This window comes from uncultured Methylovirgula sp. (assembly GCF_947646745.1).
GTDB lineage: Bacteria > Pseudomonadota > Alphaproteobacteria > Rhizobiales > Beijerinckiaceae > Methylovirgula.
On sequence record NZ_CANSHK010000039.1, the window covers coordinates 1 to 19,106 of the forward strand.

Annotated in this window: 18 protein-coding genes; 12 read left to right on the forward strand and 6 right to left on the reverse strand. The window is 62.6% G+C overall.

The window, feature by feature from the left end:
- The 3 genes from Q0025_RS11800 to Q0025_RS11810 all read left to right on the forward strand — a co-directional run.
- A partial coding sequence (locus tag Q0025_RS11800; protein ID WP_297299315.1) for an inorganic phosphate transporter occupies positions 1–323 on the forward strand: 323 nt, incomplete at its 5' end.
- Positions 324–473: 150 nt separating this feature from the next.
- A complete protein-coding gene (locus tag Q0025_RS11805; protein ID WP_297299317.1) occupies positions 474–1,859 on the forward strand; it encodes a M20/M25/M40 family metallo-hydrolase in 1,386 nt (461 codons plus the stop codon).
- Positions 1,860–2,045: 186 nt separating this feature from the next.
- Positions 2,046–3,731 carry a formate--tetrahydrofolate ligase gene (locus Q0025_RS11810; protein WP_297299319.1) on the forward strand — a complete coding sequence of 562 codons (1,686 nt, stop codon included), beginning with the start codon at positions 2,046–2,048 and terminating at the stop codon, positions 3,729–3,731.
- Positions 3,732–3,736: 5 nt separating this feature from the next.
- On the opposite strand, the gene murJ is transcribed toward Q0025_RS11810, so the two are convergent.
- Positions 3,737–5,332 (reverse strand): murein biosynthesis integral membrane protein MurJ, encoded by a 1,596-nt coding sequence (gene murJ / locus Q0025_RS11815; protein ID WP_297299321.1) that lies wholly within the window; start codon positions 5,330–5,332, stop codon positions 3,737–3,739.
- 243 nt (positions 5,333–5,575) lie between these two features.
- Complete coding sequence (locus tag Q0025_RS11820) at positions 5,576–6,175, reverse strand: superoxide dismutase (protein WP_297299323.1); 600 nt, start codon at positions 6,173–6,175, stop codon at positions 5,576–5,578.
- A 269-nt stretch (positions 6,176–6,444) separates the two neighbouring features.
- On the opposite strand from Q0025_RS11820, the gene Q0025_RS11825 reads away from it, so the two are divergent.
- Both Q0025_RS11825 and Q0025_RS11830 read left to right on the forward strand, forming a co-directional pair.
- On the forward strand, positions 6,445–7,410 hold the full coding sequence (locus Q0025_RS11825; RefSeq protein ID WP_297299325.1) for a hypothetical protein: 966 nt from the start codon (positions 6,445–6,447) through the stop codon (positions 7,408–7,410).
- 278 nt (positions 7,411–7,688) lie between these two features.
- Positions 7,689–8,105 (forward strand): MucR family transcriptional regulator, encoded by a 417-nt coding sequence (locus Q0025_RS11830; protein WP_297299327.1) that lies wholly within the window; start codon positions 7,689–7,691, stop codon positions 8,103–8,105.
- Between the two features lie 13 nt (positions 8,106–8,118).
- Here Q0025_RS11830 and Q0025_RS11835 read toward each other — a convergent pair whose 3' ends face one another.
- Both Q0025_RS11835 and Q0025_RS11840 read right to left on the reverse strand, forming a co-directional pair.
- Positions 8,119–8,550 (reverse strand): SufE family protein, encoded by a 432-nt coding sequence (locus Q0025_RS11835; protein ID WP_297299329.1) that lies wholly within the window; start codon positions 8,548–8,550, stop codon positions 8,119–8,121.
- Between the two features lie 28 nt (positions 8,551–8,578).
- Entirely contained in the window at positions 8,579–9,022 is a 444-nt protein-coding gene (locus Q0025_RS11840) for a hypothetical protein (RefSeq protein WP_297299332.1), read from the reverse strand.
- On the opposite strand from Q0025_RS11840, the gene Q0025_RS11845 reads away from it, so the two are divergent.
- The 5 genes from Q0025_RS11845 (at position 9,021) to Q0025_RS11865 (ending at position 13,282) form a co-directional block, all read left to right on the forward strand.
- Positions 9,021–9,182 (forward strand): hypothetical protein, encoded by a 162-nt coding sequence (locus Q0025_RS11845; protein WP_297299334.1) that lies wholly within the window; start codon positions 9,021–9,023, stop codon positions 9,180–9,182. The genes Q0025_RS11840 and Q0025_RS11845 overlap by 2 nt on opposite strands.
- Positions 9,183–9,402: 220 nt before the next feature.
- Complete coding sequence (locus Q0025_RS11850) at positions 9,403–11,232, forward strand: PAS domain-containing sensor histidine kinase (RefSeq protein WP_297299336.1); 1,830 nt, start codon at positions 9,403–9,405, stop codon at positions 11,230–11,232.
- Entirely contained in the window at positions 11,225–12,013 is a 789-nt protein-coding gene (locus Q0025_RS11855; protein ID WP_297299338.1) for a peptidoglycan-binding domain-containing protein, read from the forward strand. Before Q0025_RS11850 ends, Q0025_RS11855 begins: the two co-directional genes overlap by 8 nt.
- Positions 12,014–12,100: 87 nt before the next feature.
- On the forward strand, positions 12,101–12,721 hold the full coding sequence (locus tag Q0025_RS11860; protein ID WP_297299340.1) for a ParB-like protein: 621 nt from the start codon (positions 12,101–12,103) through the stop codon (positions 12,719–12,721).
- A gap of 156 nt (positions 12,722–12,877) precedes the next feature.
- The gene (locus tag Q0025_RS11865) at positions 12,878–13,282 is read left to right on the forward strand and encodes a hypothetical protein (RefSeq protein ID WP_297299342.1); all 405 of its coding nucleotides are present in this window, start codon (positions 12,878–12,880) and stop codon (positions 13,280–13,282) included.
- A gap of 7 nt (positions 13,283–13,289) precedes the next feature.
- On the opposite strand, the gene Q0025_RS11870 is transcribed toward Q0025_RS11865, so the two are convergent.
- Positions 13,290–14,429 carry an alpha/beta fold hydrolase gene (locus Q0025_RS11870; RefSeq protein WP_297299344.1) on the reverse strand — a complete coding sequence of 380 codons (1,140 nt, stop codon included), beginning with the start codon at positions 14,427–14,429 and terminating at the stop codon, positions 13,290–13,292.
- A gap of 266 nt (positions 14,430–14,695) precedes the next feature.
- On the opposite strand from Q0025_RS11870, the gene Q0025_RS11875 reads away from it, so the two are divergent.
- Together Q0025_RS11875 and Q0025_RS11880 are read left to right on the forward strand one after the other, a co-directional pair.
- Entirely contained in the window at positions 14,696–15,880 is a 1,185-nt protein-coding gene (locus tag Q0025_RS11875; RefSeq protein ID WP_297299382.1) for a GNAT family N-acetyltransferase, read from the forward strand.
- Positions 15,881–16,052: 172 nt separating this feature from the next.
- Entirely contained in the window at positions 16,053–16,478 is a 426-nt protein-coding gene (locus tag Q0025_RS11880; protein ID WP_297299347.1) for an HIT family protein, read from the forward strand.
- A 78-nt stretch (positions 16,479–16,556) separates the two neighbouring features.
- Here Q0025_RS11880 and clpA read toward each other — a convergent pair whose 3' ends face one another.
- Positions 16,557–19,103 (reverse strand): ATP-dependent Clp protease ATP-binding subunit ClpA, encoded by a 2,547-nt coding sequence (gene clpA, locus Q0025_RS11885; RefSeq protein ID WP_297299349.1) that lies wholly within the window; start codon positions 19,101–19,103, stop codon positions 16,557–16,559.
- Positions 19,104–19,106 lie beyond the last annotated feature (3 nt).

The following is a 19,106-nucleotide window of genomic DNA, read 5'->3' on the forward strand; positions in this document are numbered from 1 at the left end:
CGCTCGGCCTCGGCACGATGATCGGCTGGAAGCGGATCGTCGTCACCGTCGGCGAAAAGATCGGCAAGGAGCACCTGAACTATGGTCAGGGCGCTGCGGCCGAACTCGTCGCGATGAGCACGATCTTCGCCGCCGACAATTTCGGCCTGCCGGTCTCGACCACCCACGTTCTCTCGTCCGGCGTCGCCGGCACGATGGCCGCGAACGGCTCGGGCCTGCAGCTTACGACGCTGCGCAATATCGCGCTGGCCTGGGTCCTGACCCTGCCCTGCGCGGTCGCGCTGTCGGCGTCGCTCTATTGGATCTTCCGCCACATTTTCTGAGCACCTAGACTTTTCGAAAGACGAGGCCGGCCCTGCCCCCAGGGTCGGCCTATTTTTTGGGCTCTGCACGGCTTGCCGCTCCGCGGGCAAATGACTAAGCCAGCCGCGCAGGCGGCCGATGCTGCCGAGATCCGCAATGGAGGAGGCCGCATGGCTCAGCTCGATACCGCGCTGGCGAAAATCGACGCCAATCTCGACGCCGCGCTCAAGCGCCTCTTCGCCCTTGTCGCAATTCCCTCGATCTCAACCGACCCGGCCTATGCCGAGGCCTGCCAAAAAGCTGCTGAATGGCTCCGCGACGAATTGCAGGGGCTCGGCTTCGAAGCCTCGGTGCGGCCGACGCAAGGCCGGCCCATGGTCGTCGGCAAAGCCAAGGCGGGGCGCGAGGACGTCCCGCATGTGCTCTTCTACGGCCATTACGACGTGCAGCCGCCGGATCCCCTCGATCTCTGGCAGACGCCGCCTTTCGCGGCGCGCCTCGCCGCTGCGGCGACGGGCCGGCAGATCGTCGGCCGCGGCACGTCCGACGACAAGGGCCAGCTGATGACCTTCGTCGAGGCCTGCCGCGCGCTCAAGGAGACAGGCTCGCTCCCTTGCGACGTCACCATCCTGTTCGAGGGCGAGGAAGAGACCGGCTCGCCGTCCCTGCCCGCCTTCCTGCAGGCGAACAAGGCCGAACTCAAGGCCGACATCGCTCTCGTCTGCGACACCAATATGTGGGATCGCGCGACGCCCGCCATCACCACCATGCTGCGCGGTCTCGTGCTGGAAGAAGTGGTGATCAAGGCTGCGAACCGTGATCTCCATTCCGGCATGTTCGGCGGTGCCGCCGTCAATCCGATCCACGTGCTGGCGAAAATCATTGCCGACCTGCGCGATGCGGACGGTCGCATCACGTTGCCGGGCTTCTATGACGGCGTGGCCGAACTGCCGCCCGAGATCGCCGCGCAATGGCGCGATCTCAAATTCGATGGCAGCCAATTTCTCAAGGATGTCGGCCTGTCCGTCCCGGCCGGCGAAAAGGGCCGCAGCGTCCTCGAAATGATTTGGGCGCGGCCGACGTTCGACGTCAACGGCATCATCGGCGGCTATACCGGCAAGGGCTCGAAGACCGTGCTGCCGGCAGAGGCGAGCGCCAAATTCTCATTTCGCCTGGTCGGCGCGCAGGACCCGGAGAAGATCGCCGCGAGCTTCCGTGCCTTCGTCAAAGCGCATCTGCCGGCCGATTGCCAGGCCGAGTTCATTGCGCATGGCGCCTCGGGCGCGCTGCAATTGCCCTTCGATTCAGCGCCGCTCGCCTGCGCCCGAACGGCACTCAGCGATGAATGGGGCAAGGATGCTGCACTGATCGGCTCGGGGGGCTCGATCCCGATCGTCGGCGCGTTCAAGCGCGATCTCGGCATGGAAAGCCTGATGATCGGCTTCGCGCTCGAAGACGACCGCATTCATTCGCCGAACGAAAAATACGAGCTCTCGTCCTTCCATAAGGGCGCGCGGAGCTGGGCGCGCATTCTCACCGCGCTGGCCGAGGGTTGACCCGCATTGCTGCACTGCGACGCCGCGTGTGCATCGCGCAACCGGCCACTGCGGCAAAACGGGCATTGACCTTTTGGCGTGTAGACGGCAGGACCACGCTTCGCCGAGGAAGACCCAACCTTCCCACCCGTCAGCAACTTGCGCGGCGTCAACCAGCGCGAGGCCAAACCCGAGGGACCCGCCGCCATGGCCACCGATATTGAGATTGCCCGCGCCGCCAAGCTCGAACCGATCCTGAAGATCGCCGAGAAGATCAACATTCCGGCCGAGGCGATCGAGCCTTATGGCACCAAGATCGGCAAGGTCGATCTCGGCTTCCTGGCCGAGGCGCAGGAGCGCGCCAAGAGCCGGCCGAAATCGAAGCTCGTCCTCGTGACAGCGATCAATCCCACGGCGGCGGGCGAAGGCAAGACGACAACCTCGGTCGGCCTTGCCGATGCGCTGCGCCATATCGGCAAGAAAAGCGTCGTCGCGCTGCGCGAGCCGTCGCTTGGCCCCTGCTTCGGCATGAAGGGCGGCGCGGCCGGCGGCGGCCATGCGCAGGTCGTGCCGATGGAGGCCATCAACCTGCATTTCACCGGCGATTTCCACGCCATCTCCGCCGCGCATAATCTGCTCGCGGCGATGATCGACAATCACATCTATTGGGGCAACGAGCCGGCGATCGACTCGCGCCGCGTCGCGCTGCGCCGGGTGGTCGACATGAACGACCGCGCCTTGCGCCAGATCGTCGTTTCGCTCGGCGGCGTCGCCAACGGCTATCCGCGCGAGAACGGCTTCGACATCACCGTTGCTTCGGAAGTGATGGCGATCTTCTGCCTCGCGCGCAATCTCGCCGATCTGCAGGAGCGGCTCGGCAAGATCATCGTCGCCTATGGCCCGGACAAGAAGCCGGTGACGGCGGAAGACCTCAAGGCCGCCGGCGCGATGACGGTTCTGCTCAAAGACGCTTTGATGCCGAACCTCGTGCAGACGCTCGAAGGCACCCCGGCTTTCATCCACGGCGGCCCCTTCGCCAATATCGCGCATGGCTGCAATTCGGTGATCGCGACGACCGCAGGCCTGGCGCTTTCCGATTACACGGTGACGGAAGCCGGCTTCGGCGCCGACCTCGGCGCCGAGAAATTCCTCGACATCAAATGCCGCAAGGCCGGGCTCGCGCCGTCGGCCGCAGTGATCGTCGCGACGCTGCGCGCATTGAAGGCCCAGGGCGGCGTCGCCAAGGCCGATCTCGGCAAGGAGAATCACGGCGCGGTCAAGGCCGGCCTCGCCAATCTCGGCCGCCACGTCGCCAACGTCCGCAAATTCGGCCTGCCGGTGGTCGTCGCCATCAATCATTTCGGCGGCGATCACGAGAGCGAACTCGACATCATCGCCAAGACCTCGCGCGACGAATTCGGCGCCGAAGCAATCCTCTGCAAGCATTGGGCAGAAGGCGGCAAGGGCGCGGCCAAGCTCGCCGAAAAGGTCGTCGAACTGGCCGAGTCCGGCAAGGCCAATTTCCACGTGCTCTATCCGGACGAACTGTCGCTGACCGAGAAGATGCGCAAGATTGCGCAGGAGATTTACGGCGCCAAAGATATTTCGATCGAGCCGGCAGCAAAGAAACAGATCGCCGATATCGAGGCGCTCGGCTTCGGCCACCTCCCGGTCTGCGTGGCGAAGACGCAATATTCCTTCTCGACCGATCCGACAAAGCTCGGCGCGCCGAGCGACCATATCGTCGGGGTGCGCGAAGTGCGGCTCTCGGCCGGCGCCGGATTCGTCGTGATGATCACCGGCGAGATCATGACGATGCCCGGCCTGCCGAAAGTGCCGGCGGCGGTCAACATCAAGCTCGACGACAAGGGCCAGATCGAAGGCCTGTTCTAGCCTTATTATCGCGACACGCGGAAGCGACGCAGCAGCCCGGCGAATAATCCGGATTGCTGCGCTCGCCGCGCCAAGGCGCCGGGCGCGGGTCCGAGGCCGGAAAAATAAAGCCCTGCTCCCAGCACGAGCGAATAGACGACGGCGCCGCCGGTGAGCAGCAGGGTGAGTTCGATCTCGTTGCGGAACCGCGGCAGGCGGGCGCAGAGTTCCGCCGCCGGCCACGTCGCAAGAAGCGCAAAGATCGCCGACAGGAATGCGGCGACCGATGTCGCCGCCGCGCTCTTGCCGAACACCCAATCGAGCCGCATCAGCCCCTGCCGCGTCGCGACCCCCATCAGCAAAAGCAGATTGATCCAGGCCCCGGTCGCCGTCGCCGCGGCGAGGCCGGCTGCGCCGAAGGGGCGGAACAACAATATCTTGAGCCCGACGTTCACCGCCACCGCGAGAAGCGAAATGAACATCGGCGTGCGCGTATCGCCGATCGATTGAAAACTCGCGACCGCTGAGCGGATCAGCACGATGGGCACGATGCCGAACCCATAGGCCGTCAGCACCGCGGCAGAGGCCAGCGCATCGCTCTCGGTGAAAGCGCCATGCAGAAACACGCCGCGCATGATGATTTCTGGAATCATGATGAAGGCGACGAAGCACGGCGCGGCGATCGCAACGGACAGAGCCATCGTCCGGTTCTGCGCATAATAGGCGCCGGCCTCGTCGCCGCCGGCAAGGCGGCGGCTCATCTCCGGCAACAGCACGGTGCCGGCGGCAATGCCGACGACGCCGATCGGCAATTGGTAGATCCGGTCGGCATAATAGATCGATGACACGCCGCCGGTCGGCAGCATCGAGCCGATGATCGTATCGGCGAAGAGCGCCAGCTGCACCCCGGCCGAACCGATGATTGCCGGCCCGAGGACAAGAAAGAAATGTTTGACCTCCGCATCCCAGACATGCGGCACGAAATGTTCATGCAAACCCATGCGATGCAGCGCAAAAAAGGTCAGCAGAAATTGCGCGACGCCCGAAACCGTCACCCCGACCGCGGCTGCGACGCCGGCGCTCGGAAAGAGGAAGGCGACGGCAAGAAACAGGATCATCACGACATTGAGCAGCACGGGCGCGAAAGCCGCAGCGGTGAAATGCTCCAGCGCATTCAGCGTGCCCGATTGGAGCGTGACGAGCGTGATGAACAAAAGATAGGGAAAGGTGATCCGCGTCAGCGTGACGGCAAGCGAAAATTTCTGCGGATCGGCACGAAAGCCCGGTGCCAGCAGATCGATGAACTGCGGCATGAAAATCAATGCCAGGATCAGCAGAATGATCTGCGAACCGAGCAGCAGCGTGAATATCTGGCTGGCGAAATAGCGCCCGGCATCGAAGCCGTGTTTTGCCAGGATTTGCGAGTAGCAGGGTACATAGGCCGCATTGAACGCGCCCTCGCCGAAGATGGCGCGAAAATGGTTCGGCAGGCGGAAGGCGACGACAAACGCGTCGGCATTCAACCCTGCGCCGAGCACGGCGGCGAGCATCACGTCGCGGACGAAACCGGTTGCGCGCGACAGAAGCGTCAGCACCGCGACGGAGAAAAGGTTTTTATACATTCGGGCGTCCGCTAGGGCGGGATGCGAAAAACTGCGAGCGGTTTTTCGCACAAATCCCGCTCTAAGCTATTAAAGCCGATCGCGTTCACGAAGGGGATCGCACGCGAATCGCGCCGAACAACGATCTTTGCATTTCCGCGCCAAGTCAAAATACTCCCGCCGACGACCTCGGAAGCCGCAAAACGAAAGGCCGGCCAAGCGCTTGGCCGACCTTTTATCGCCGCAATTCGGGCGAAACCTGGATCAGGCGACGCCGGCCTCGAAGCGCTCGGCGGCATATTCCCAATTGACGAGGTGATCGACCACAGCTTGCAGATAGTCGAGACGGCGATTGCGGTAATCGATGTAATAGGAATGTTCCCAGACATCGATGCCGAGGATCGGGACGGCGCCGTGGATCAGCGGATTCTCGCCATTCGGGGTCTTCATGACTTCGATCTTGCCGTTCTTCAGCGCAAACCATGTCCAGCCTGAGCCGAATTGACCGACGCCGTTTTGAATCAATTGTTTCTTCGCCTCGTCGACTGAGCCAAAGGAATCGATGAGCGCCTTTTCGAGCTTGCCGGGGATGGCGCCGCCGCCGTTCGGCTTCAGCCATTGCCAGAAATGGGTATGATTGTAGGCTTGCGCGGCATTGTTGAAGAGAGGGACATTCTTGCCGTGCGACTCCTTGACGATCTCGGCCAGGGGCTTGTCCGCCAAGGGGCTGTCTTTCAACAGGTTGTTGGCGGTGTCGACATAGGCCTTATGGTGCTTATCGTGATGATATTCGAGGGTTTCGCGCGACATGTAGGGCTGTAGCGCATCATAGGCATAAGGCAGGGGAGGAAGCGTGAGGGCCATGTCTACTCCTTATCGGCTTTCAGACGAGGAAACTTGCGCGAAACCGTATTCTCCCGCCGCAGGAACGGCGGGTCGCCTTTGTCAGGTAGGAAGGCAAAACGGCACGGCAACCTTATACTGGGCAAAGTTGCCGCCTGAAAGCGGGGTCGAGGTCGCGCCTCACCGCTTGGCCGCCGCGCTCGCCGCGTTAGCTATATCGCGACGCAGGCCTGGCAAGGCCACCCGGTTGAAGGAGTTTTATATTGGTATTTGAAGCAAAGGAGCGGGCCATGAAATACGCCCTTTTCGGTCTCGGCATGGTGCTCATCATCGTCGGCGGCTACTTTCTTTATACTGGCTCGAACATTGTCGAAGTCGAGCGCGGCTGGTCGGCCGTCATCGCCGGAACCACGGCGCTGACCGGCGGAATCATCACTTTGGGCCTTGCCGGCGTAGTGATGAGCCTTGAGGATATGAAACGGCTGTGGGTCAGCGCCCCGCTTGCGCGGGAGGCCGGCGCCGCGAGCCTGGCCGCGGAGACATCGGCTGCTGCGACAATGGAAATCCCCGTCGCTCCCAATCTGGGTCCGGTCCCGGCAGCGGCGGAAGTGGCAACGGCCACGGAGGTGGAGCTCGAGGTTGTACGCGCCGCCGAGGAAGGCCCAGCCCCGGCGCCGGGCATCTTCCCGCGCCCACTGCGAAAGGCATGGCCGCGGCCTAAGCCCGAGTTCACCACGCGGGCCCCGGCGCCCGCCGAAGCCTCGCCGGCGATCGCTGAGCTGCGCCGCCGCGTTGCAGAAGATCTGAACCTCGATTGGCCGAGCTTCACGGCGCCGCCCGTCGTCCCCATACCGGAGCCGCTGCCGGAGACGCTGCCGGGCGAGCCCGAATCGACGGAGGCTGTGAAGCCGCCGCCGCTCGGCCTCGACGATTTTGACAACGAGTCAGGCATCGGCAGAGAGTCCGATGCCGACCGAGAGACTCGCGCCGAGACCTTCGCCGCATCGGAGATTGAGCCGGGACCGGAAGAAGCCCCGCCTCCGCCGATTGCCGCAACGCCAGAACCGGTCGCGCCGTCCGAGCCCGAGCCCGTCGCAGCAGAATCAGCCAAACCGGCGCCCAAAGCGATCGGCCGCTATGAGGCAGACGGGACCATTTATGTGATGTTCGCCGACGGTTCGATCGAGGCTCAATCGGCGCAAGGCACGCGCCGGTTCAAATCCATGGCCGATCTCAAAGCGTCTTTCCAATCCTAGGCTTAGGACGGAGATGCGTTATTGCGCGCTTGCAGTCTAGTTGCAGCTCGACTGCAAGCAATGAAAGTTTTCCAAAAGAGTTCGCGGCTCTACGACTCGCAGCTACTTGCACCCTTGAAGCTTTCATTTTATCAAGGCTGACAGATTCGTGAAGAAAAATGCACATCCGTTGCGTTATTGAAGTTATCGGCAAGATTTCGGTCGATCTTGAATGCCGTCAGCGTCGTATCAGTCGTTTTTGATCAGTAACGGACATAAACCGAAAGAAAAGGCCTCAAATGAGTGAGACGGCAGGCTCTGGCAATTACATTGAATTGGCAGCTGAAATCGTTTCCGCCTATGTCAGCAATAATTCCGTTCCTGCAAGCGATCTTCCCGGCCTGATCCATGAGGTTCATTCAGCGCTTCTGCGCGTCACCGCCGGCCATCCTGTCGTGGTTGCCGAAACGCCGAAGCCCGCCGTCCCGGCAAAAAAATCGATCACCAACGAATATATCATCTGTCTGGAAGATGGACGGAAATTCAAGTCGCTGAAGCGCCATCTGCGCACCCAATATAATATGTCCCCCGACGAATACCGGGAAAAATGGGCTCTGCCGCCGGATTATCCGATGGTCGCGCCGAACTATGCCAAGGCGCGCTCCAATCTCGCCAAGCAGATGGGGCTCGGCCAGCAACGCCGGCGCAAGCGCTAGCCATTCCCAAGAATTAGGCGGTCGTTGTTTCTACCGCGAGGCGCGCATCACGCTTGATGCGCTCGACCATCGAACGGGTGCCATTGGTGCGTTGGCGCGTGAGATGCGCCGAAAGGCCGAGCTGGTCGAAGAGCGCCTGCGCATCCGTCTCGAGAATCTTCGACGCCGTCTTGCCCGAATAAAGCGCCAGGATCAGCGCGACGAGGCCCCGCACGATATGGGCATCGCTGTCGGCGCGGAACGTGAGGACAGGCTCGCACTGCCCGCTCCGGTCGACCTTGGTTTCGAGCCACACTTGGCTCGCGCAACCCAGCACCTTATTGGCGTCGGTATGGGCTTCCGGATCGAGCGGCTCGAGCATGCGGCCGAGCTCGATCACGTAGCGGTAGCGATCTTCCCACTCGTCGAGATAGCCGAAGTTTTCGATGATTTCGTCGAGGTTCATGGTCCGTCCAGCCTGCAGCGCCGGCAGATCAGAACTCGGCCTCGGCGCGGCTTTCATCCATAAGATATTCATGCCCCGCTGTCTTCTCCAGCGCCGGCCGGGCGGTTCGGCCGAAGGTCTCGGGCCGGCGCGGCGGCAAAGGCACGGCGGCGAACCGCGGCACAGGCTTAAGATGCGGCGCTTCAGCCGTCGCGCCGGTCTGGGTCGTGTCGGCGAGCTCTTGCCGCAAGGCCAATTTCGAAAGCTGCGTTGCGATGGCGAGACAGGCGGCCGGCGAAGCCGCGCAATGATCGGCAACGCGCGACGCTGCGGCGCCAAGCCAAGCTTGCGCTATCTGGCCGACAGGCTCGGCGGCGGCGACGGGGCGCGGATGATCCGGCCGATGCGGCGCCGTGCCGTCGGCCGAAGGCTGCGCAAAGATGGTGCTGAACACCACCCAAAGCCAGAAGACGCAGCGGATCAGAAAGAACATGACCGTCTCATTCAGCCGGCTGGAGTTTCAGCCGATGCGGCATCCTAAACCGCGGCGCATAAAAATCGTGCCATTATTGGTGCGAGAATTGCCCGATCCGCGTTTACCCTTTGCTGACCATGCTGCCGCGCAAGCCGGCGAAATCGGCAACCGCTTCTAAACCATAGCCCGAGAATTCGCCACGCCTCGGGCAGCGCCACCCGATCGCGATAGGCAGCGTTTGCGTTTTCATAGCGCGGCTTAGTGTTCACTTAAGACCGGCCTGCGAATCTGTTTCCACGAACGGCGAAGATTCTTTGCGCTCGCAACCGATCTCCGACCCTTCGTCCGCACCCGACGCTGTCGCGCCTTCGGGTTGCGCGAAAGCTGGAGTTCAGCGTTTGAGTTTTGCGTTCAGTATCGAGAAGCAGATTGCCTCGCTGGTGCATCCGAGCGTTCTGCCGCGCCAGGCCGAACGCCTGCGCCATGAGACTTTTATCCTGCGCCGCCTCGCGAGCTCGGTGACGGTGATGTGCCTCGCGCCTTTGTTTCTGGCGATCTATGGCGCGCCCGTCGTCTGGCATGCGCTCGTCTTCGTCTGGTGCATTGTGCCGATCGGCGCGGTGCTGTTCCTGTCGCGCAGCGGCGATCTTTTGCTGGCCCAGGCGATTTGCATCGTCAGTTTCGTTGGCGCAGCGACGACGATTGCAGCCGGTGGCGGCCCGTGGGAAGCTGCGCTCGTCTGGCTTGTTCTCGCGCCTTTCGAAGGCGTCCTGTCACAGAATTTCCGTCTCGTCCTGAGCGCCGGCGTGCTCTCGGCCTTGGCCGCGCTGGGCCTGACGATTGCCGATCGTAATGGCATCATCCATACGGGCTTTGCGACCGGCCACGCGCCGCTTCTCGTCTTGCCGGCCATTATTTATGCGACGCTGGCCGCACATGGCCTCGTCAGCTTTCAGATCGGTCGCGAAAAATCGGCGCGCTTGCGCACCGACCATTATCGCGCCGTCTATGATACGCTCGACGACCTCATCATCCATCAAGACCGCAACGGCGTCGCCGAATTCATCAGCCCGAACTGCCTGGCCTTCTGCGGCCTTCCCGCCGCCGATCTCATGGGGCGCGGCTTGTTCGAGCATATCCATGTCGCCGACCGGCCGGCCTTCTTGAAAGCGATTTCCGATGCCGCGGCGGGGCCGCACACGATCGCCGCAACCCTGCGGCTGCGCGCGCTGACCGGGCAAGGCAAGGCAGCCCAGGAGCCGAGCTTTCGCTGGGTCGAATTGCGGGCGCGCCGCTTTGCCGTCGATAGCGAAGAGACCAACGCGCGGCCCGATCGCGTCGTGTCGATCCTTCGCGACATCACTCAGTTCAAGCAGCGCGAGCAAGCTTATGAGACGGCCCGCGCGACGGCCGAGGAAGCGAATGCTTGGAAGGACAAGTTTCTCGCCAATGTCAGCCACGAGCTGCGCACGCCGCTCAACGCGATTATCGGGTTTTCGGAAATCCTCGCCGATCAGGACTTGTCGCCTCAGGAAACGGCTAAGCAGCGCGAATATGCCGCGATCATCCAGAAATCCGGCCAGCATCTGCTCGCCGTGGTGAACTCCATTCTCGACATGTCGAAGATCCAGTCGGGTGCCTTTGACCTGCGGCCGGAGCCGTTTGCTCTGCCGCCGCTGATCGATCTTTCCTGTGACATGGTGAAACTCAAAGCGACCGAAGGCGGCGTCGAACTCGTCCGCGCCTATCCGGAGAAGATCGACGACATCGTCGGCGACAAGCGCGCCTACAAGCAGATCCTGCTGAACCTGCTCTCAAACGCGATCAAATTCACGCCGCGCGGCGGCCGTGTCACGGTCAAGCTGCGCCCCGACGGCAATCACATCGTCGTCAGCGTCGCCGATACCGGGATCGGCATTGCGCCGAACGACCTTGTCAATCTTGGCTGCCCCTTCTTCCAGGCCGGCGCGTCCTACGACAGACCGTACGAGGGCACCGGCCTTGGGCTTTCGGTCGTGCGCGGCCTCGTCGGTCTGCACGGCGGCACGATCGCGATCGAAAGCGAGCTCAATCAAGGCACCTGCGTCAGCGTGCGCCTGCCGCTCGATTGCCGCCGCCTGCCCGCGAGTAAAACCGGCACGGCTAAGATCGAGACCCTGCCGCGCCGCTCGCGCAGCGACGATCCGCGCCTTTTCAGCAACGAAATGATGGTGAAGAAAATTGCGTGAAGCTCTCGCCCGTAGCGGCAATGACTTCCTCGTCACCGAACCGCGCCGTAAAAAGCCCGCGCCGCGCGCGCCCTGGCTCAGCGCGCTGATCGGCGTCATGCGCTTTCTGCGCGGCGTGGCCAATTACCCGAACCGGATCGCCGGGGCCTTGCTAGTCGGGCTCGCGGTCGCCATTGCGATCAATGCGCTTGAATTGCAGACGACGCGCCATCCTGCGCCGCTGTTCGGCCGGACCGCGCCCCTGTCGCAGGCCTTGCCCGCCGCGCCGCCGCCGATGCCAATGCAAGCGCGAAGTCAGGCGCCAAGCCAGGCATCGAGCCAGCCGTCAAGTCAGGTGTCGCATCAGACGCTAAGCCCAGCACTCGGTTCGGCACCGGCGCCTGCCGCCCCGGCGCACGTCGAGACGCCAGCCCCACCCGCCCCGACAATGCCGGCCGCACCAACCGATCCGCTCGGCCAATTCATCCGTCAGGGCGAGGCAACACCCGCGGCACGGCGCATCATTCCGCTGCCCGCCGCGCGTCCCGATCCGATCTCGCAAATTCTCCGTAAGTCCGCCGAAACGCCGGCTTCGTCACTGCAGCCGAGCCGTACCGTCTTTGCAGTACAACGGGCCTTGGTGAAGCTCGGCTACGTCCTCAAGGCGGACGGGATCGAAGGCGAGGCGACGCGCAAGGCAATCATTCAGTTCGAGACTGATCATCATCTGCCCGCGCACGGCGATCTCTCGGCAAAGCTCGTGCGTGCGCTGCGGGCGGAATCCGACATCGCCATTCCTTGAGCCGTTCGGCGCGGCCGCCAGCCGGTTTACGCCGCGCTTTCTCTGGCCTAGGTTGCGGTCCGGTCCTTGGCGAGTGAGAGGCGTACCATGAGCCTGCGTGAACCCCTGCTGAAACCGGTTCCCCTCGCGGAGCTGCGCCCGACCCAGATCACCGTCGGCCTGCGCGAGGTCAAAGAGAAGCGCAAACGCTGGAAGCAACTCGCCGACGCGAAAGGTTCGGAATTCCTCGGCAAACATATGATTCCGGTGATCCTCGGGCCGAAGGAACGCCATTACGTCATCGACCATCACCACCTCGGCTTGGCGCTGATCGAGGAGAAGGTCAAAGACATCCTCGTCAACGTCGTCGCGGACCTGCGGACGCTGCCGCAAGAGGGCTTCTGGGTTTTCCTCGACAATCGCGGCTGGATGCACCCGTTTGACGAAAACGGCGAGCGCAAGACCTATGCCGACATTCCGAAGGCGCTGACCGATCTCGTCGACGACCCGTTCCGTTCGCTCGCCGGCGAACTGCGCCGCGCCGGCGGCTATGCCAAGGACACGACGCCCTTCGCCGAATTTCTCTGGGCGGATGCGTTGCGCCGGCGGATGAAACGCAAAGCGGTCGACGCCGACTTCTCACAGGCGATCGAAAGAGCGCTTGCCTTCGCCAAAAGCAAAGATGCGGATTTCCTACCCGGCTGGTGCGGTCCTTCCGACGGGGACTGAGCTTTCGGCGCAACACACCGCCACGCTGTGCGGCAAAGCTCTTGATTTCTGGCCGCGACGCGGCAAAAGCTTCGGCTCAGCCCTATTCGGCAAGCGGCTACTTGGCGCCATATCCCGCCAGACCGGCTGCGCCCGCTATCTCCGCTGGACGTCACTATGGCCCGTCTTTGGTCTCGCCTTTTCACCGTCGCCCTTTTCAGCGCCGCGCTCGCCGGTACCGCCGCGGCTCATATCCATCACAAAAAAGCCGATCCGGTTCAGCACGGCTTCGACGGCACCTATCGGATCAAGATCACGACCACCGACGGGAACAGCAACTGCATCCGCGGTTCTTATGCCGGAACGGTGACGGTCCAGAATTTCCGCATTGTCGGGGTGAGCGATCCGGCAGCGACCGCTTCAGGCGGCATCGAGGACGACGGCACGGTGTCCGTTGCGCTTCGCAAGGCCGACCAGATCGCCAACATCGGCGGCCAGATGAAAGAGCATGGCGGCAGGGGCTTCTGGTCCTCCCCCACTGCGCAATGCGGCGGCCTGTGGCAGGCGCAACGGCAGGACTAGGCGAGCGCTATTGAACCGAAGCCGCCGGCGCGGCTGGCACCGCGGATGGGGGCGCCGGTGTGCTCCCGGCCTGCGGTGACGCGCTTTTGCCGTCCGTCGGCGCATTGCCGCCAGCCGGTATTGCGCTGGCGCCGGCCGATGGCAGCGGCGCCGCAGTCACCTGCGTATCCACCGGCCGCTGGCCGAGCACGGCCGTCACGTCCTGGTCCTGAATACGCTGACGCCCGATCTGCGCGCCGATCGAGCGCACGACATCGGGAAGATCGGCATATGCATCATGATCGATCAGCCCGTCCGACTTGCCGGACAGGTCGTAGACTTTCACGCCAAGGCGCGCCAGCGCCAGACGATCGGCCCGTTTGCGCGGGTCCAGCGCGCCGACACGCGGACGGTCGCCAGCCAAAGTCTGCGACAGCGACAACGCCCGATCATCGGCCGAAATCAGGACGGAGAAATGCGACGCATCGAGTTCCGACAATTGCGAGCGGAACACCGACAGATCGATGTCCGGCGCGGCCAGCATGACGAGGCCGAGCTTGCCGTTGAGGCTCGGACTGCCGGCAATCGCGCGCTGGCGCAGCGCTTCCATGGTGAGCCAGGTTCCCATCGAATGCGCGAGGATGTGGATGCGGCCGATGTCGGGCACCTCGCTCAGGTCTTTCAGTAGGTTGGCGAGCGAGTCGCGCGAGGCGGTGGCGGCCTCCCGCGCCGCCTCGTAATCGAAGATGCTGTTGGTCGCAGGCCAGGTGAAGAGGACCGGAATGCCGCCGAAGCGGCCGTCCGTGACGATCTGCGCGAGCCGGAAGCGCGCGGCATCGAGGCTCGTATTGAAGCCATGGACATAGAGCAGCACGTCGCGGTTCGAGCCGATGCGGCCGGAGATATTGGTCGCGAGTTGGTTGCGGAAATCATCCTCGCTCATCTCATGCGTACTGACGACCATGATGTGATGCTGCGGATCGGGCGCGCCGAAGGCGGGACGTTCGATCTGGCCTGGATGGTGATCCGGCGGGACGCTCAAAATCTGCAGCGAATAGGCCGGGCCGTCGGGCCGCATCTCATCGCCGCCGTGTCCCTCCTGGCGGGTCGAACAGACGAAGGTGAGGATGGAATGCGGCGCGTCGGCATTCGCCATCATCTCAGTCATTGCCGTCGTCGAGCCGCAGCTGGAGACGAGGCTCGCCAGCAGCAACCCCGCCACAAACGGAAAAAACCTGCGGCACAGCGGTGCCCGCGGAAAGGCCAACATTGAAAATCCCACGCCGGGCATTGGGCCGCGCGTGAATGACGCCAAAAGGTGACGACAATGGGACGCAGCCGCCGGAAAGAATGAGACCCGCCAAGCTTTTGCCGGTTTCTTGCTGCGCCCGGCAAGAAGACTAGATTAAGGTTGTGATCCGCAACTCGCTCCGCATGACCTTCCGCGCCAACATCCGCATCGCCACCTCGATCCGCGAGATCGACGCAGCCCTTTGGGATGCCTGCGCCAACCCGGCGGTGCCCGAGGTTGACGCCGGAGATCAGGACGAGCCATTCAACCCGTTCATTTCACATGCTTTTCTTTCGGCGCTGGAGGAGTCCGGGTCGGTCGGGCGCAAGACCGGCTGGACGCCGACCCATGTCATCGTGGAAGATGAAAAAGATCGCATCCTTGCGGCCGCGCCGACCTATCTCAAAGCCCATTCGATGGGCGAATATGTCTTCGACCATGCCTGGGCCGATGCGTATGAGCGCGCCGGCCTCGACTATTATCCCAAGCTTCAGGTCGCCGTGCCGTTCACGCCGGCGACCGGACGCCGACTGCTTGTTTCGCCCGAGGGCGGCACCGAAGCGCAGGCGGCGCTGATCCTCGGTCTGCGCAAATGGCGCGAAGAGACAACGGCATCGTCGATCCATGTGACCTTTCCGACCGAGGCCGAATGGCACGCGCTCGGCAAGGCCGGTTTCCTGCGGCGGACAGGCCAACAGTTTCATTTCGTCAACAAGCCGTATCGTGACTTCGACGATTTCCTTTCCAGCCTCGCCTCGCGCAAGCGCAAGATGATCCGCCGCGAGCGCAACGACGCGCTGGCCGGCGGCATCAGCATCGAGCCCTTGACCGGCCGCGACATCGGCGAAGCGCATTGGGATGCCTTCTTCCGGTTTTACATGGATACCGGCTCGCGCAAATGGGGGCGGCCTTATCTCAACCGCCGCTTTTTCAGCGAGATCGGCGCGCGTCTTTCACAGCATATCCTGCTCGTCATGGCGAAACGGAACGGGCGCTACATCGCCGGGGCTTTGAATCTCATCGGCAGGGACGCGCTCTACGGCCGCTATTGGGGCGCCATCGAAGAGCATCTGTTTCTGCATTTCGAAGTCTGCTATTATCAAGCGATCGACTATGCTATCGCGCACAGATTGAAGCGCGTCGAAGCCGGCGCGCAAGGCGAGCATAAGCTTGCGCGCGGCTATGCCGCCGTTCCGACGTATTCCGCGCATCACATAGCGGATACGCGCTTTGCGACGGCGATCGATGATTACCTCGCCCGAGAACGGGTCGCCATCGACGAACAACTGGCCGAGTACGCGGAGCTTGCTCCTTTCAAGAAGAGCTGATTCTCCAGGTACTTAAAGAGAATCCCGCGGCGCAAACTTCATCGCATGCGGATCTTGCCTGTCCGGAAATGGCGTTTCCGTCGTTGGAAAGGCTAATTTTCGAATCTTGCGCGACCGCCTTTTCGCCGCGCCTTGCCTTGACTATCGTGGCGCCGCAACAAAGAGGAAAGTCATGGCGCACGCCTACGACAACCACAACGTTTTCGCGAGAATTCTCCGCGGCGAGATTCCTTGTTACAAAGTCTACGAAGACGAGATTGCGCTGGCATTTTTGGACATTATGCCGCGCATCGACGGCCATACTTTAGTCATTCCCAAATTTCCGGCGCGCACATTGCTCGACGCCGATCCCGATAAGCTTGGCGAACTGATCAAACGCGTCCAGAAGGTCGCAATCGGCGTCAAGAACAGTCTTGGCGCGGAAGGCCTCACCCTGCTGCAATCCAACGAAAGCGCGGGCGGACAGGTGATCTTCCATCTACATTTCCACATCATGCCGCGCTGGGAGGGGATTGAATTGAAACCCCCGGCAAGCGCGATGGAAGGGCCTGACGTGCTGGAGAAATTCCAAGCGAAGATCGCCGAAGCACTGCGATAGGAAGCACCGCGATAGAAGGACAGGAAATGAGAAAGGGCGGCCGAAGCCGCCCTTTTTGTCCGCGCCTCAAGCTTTGTCTCAGCCTTGCAGCGGCACGTTCGGTACGATGCCGGAGGGCTTCGTATCGCCCTCGGACGTCGTCTCGTCCGAACCCTCGTCTTCAGTGGCTTCGCTCTCATCCGGCACGTCGTCGTTCGGCTCGCCTTCCGGGCCGCCGTCGTCATCGTCGCCCTTGAGCTTGCGCGCCCGGGCGCGGCGCACTTCCGGCTCCGGCCGCACCCGCTTCTTGCTCGCCTCGACAATGTCCTTCTCCGGCCGCGGCAAAACCGGACCCTCGGGGAAGACGAAGCCGAGCTTTTTGCTTCCGTCCTCCGCGGCGACGACCACGACGCGCACATTGCCGCCGTTCTTCAAGCGACCGAACAGCACTTCGTCGGCAAGCGGCGTCTTGATCGTCTGCTGGATGATGCGCGCCATCGGCCGCGCGCCCATCTGTTCATCATAGCCGTTCTCGACCAGCCAATTGCGCGCCTCGTCGGTCAGCTCGATCGTGACGTTGCGCTCGGCGAGCTGCGCGTCGAGCTGCATGATGAACTTGTCGACGACCTTCGCGACCACTTCCGTCGGCAAATGTCCGAAAGTCACGACCGCGTCGAGCCGGTTGCGGAACTCGGGTGCGAACATGCGATTGATCGCCTCCGTATCCTCGCCTTCGCGCTTGGCGCGGGTGAAGCCATAGGCTTCACGCTGCATGTCGGCGGCGCCGGCATTGGTCGTCATGATCAGGATGACATTGCGGAAATCGATCTGCTTGCCGTTATGATCGGTCAGCTTGCCGTGATCCATCACCTGCAACAGGATATTGTAGAGATCCGGATGCGCCTTCTCGATTTCGTCGAGCAGCAGCACGCTGTGCGGGTGCTGGTCGATCGCATCGGTCAAGAGCCCGCCCTGATCGAAGCCGACATAACCGGGAGGCGCGCCGATCAAGCGCGACACCGTATGGCGCTCCATATATTCCGACATATCGAAACGGATCAGCTCGACGCCGAGCGCCGTTGCAAGCTGGCGCGCGACCTCGGTTTTGCCGACGCCGGTCGGTCCGGAGAACAGGTACGAGCCGATCGGCTTCTCGCCGTCGCGAAGGCCGGCGCGGGCGAGCTTGATCGCCGAGGTCAGCGCCTGGATGGCCTTGTTCTGGCCATAGACCACGCGCTCGAGCGTTTCCGTCAGGTGTTCGAGCACCTCGGCATCGTCCTTCGACACGGTCTTCGGCGGAATCCGCGCCATGGTCGCGATCGTCGTCTCGATCTCCTTGATGCCGATCGTCTTCTTACGCTTGGCCTCGGGCACGAGCATCTGGCTCGCGCCGGTCTCGTCGATGACGTCGATCGCCTTGTCCGGCAGCTTGCGGTCATGGATGTAGCGCGCCGAGAGTTCGACCGCCGCCTTCACCGCCTCGTTGGTGTAGCGGACCTTATGGTAGTCCTCGAAATAGGGTTTCAAGCCCTTCATGATCTCGATCGCGTCTTCGACCGACGGCTCGTTGACGTCGATCTTCTGGAAACGGCGCACGAGCGCCCGGTCTTTCTCGAAATACTGCCGGTATTCCTTGTACGTCGTCGAACCGATGCAGCGCAGCGTGCCTTGCGCCAAAGCCGGCTTCAACAGGTTCGAGGCATCCATCGCGCCGCCGGAGGTCGCGCCAGCGCCGATGACGGTATGAATCTCGTCGATGAAGAGAATCGCCTTCTTGTGATTTTCGATCTCCTTCATCACCTGCTTCAGGCGCTCTTCGAAATCGCCGCGATAGCGCGTGCCGGCGAGCAATGTCCCCATGTCGAGAGCAAAGACGGTCGCATCGGCCAGAACTTCGGGCACTTCGTTCTTGACGATCTTGCGCGCCAGGCCTTCGGCGATCGCCGTCTTGCCGACACCCGGATCGCCGACGAGCAGCGGGTTGTTCTTGTGGCGGCGGCAGAGCACTTGGATCGTGCGCAGCACCTCCGCCTCGCGGCCGATCAGCGGATCGATACGGCCCTCTTTGGCCTTGCGGTTGAGGTTGACGCAATAGGCCTCGAGCGCGCCTTCCTTCTTCTTCGACTCGCCGTTCTCTTTGTCCTTCCCGTCGCGGCCGTCATCGTCCTCGGCTCCGCGCGGCGTCTTCGAGGAATCGGACATGCCGGGCCTCTTTGCAATACCGTGGCTGATGTAGTTTACCGCATCGTAGCGGGTCATATCCTGCTCTTGCAGGAAATAGGCGGCATGGCTCTCGCGCTCGGCGAAAATGGCAACGAGCACATTGGCGCCCGTGACCTCTTCGCGGCCCGAGGATTGAACGTGAATGACAGCGCGCTGGATGACGCGCTGGAAGCCGGCGGTCGGCTTGGCGTCTTCGCGGCCGTCGCTGACGAGATTGTCGAGCTCTTGGTCGATATAATCGCGCAGATTTTTGCGCAGTACTTCGAGATCGACCGAGCAGGCCCGCAAGACCGCCGCCGCATCGCTATCCTCGGTGAGACTCAAGAGAAGATGCTCGAGCGTCGCATATTCGTGATGGCGCTCATTGGCGACGGCGAGAGCACGGTGAAGAGTCTGTTCGAGATTACGCGAAAAAGACGGCATGAC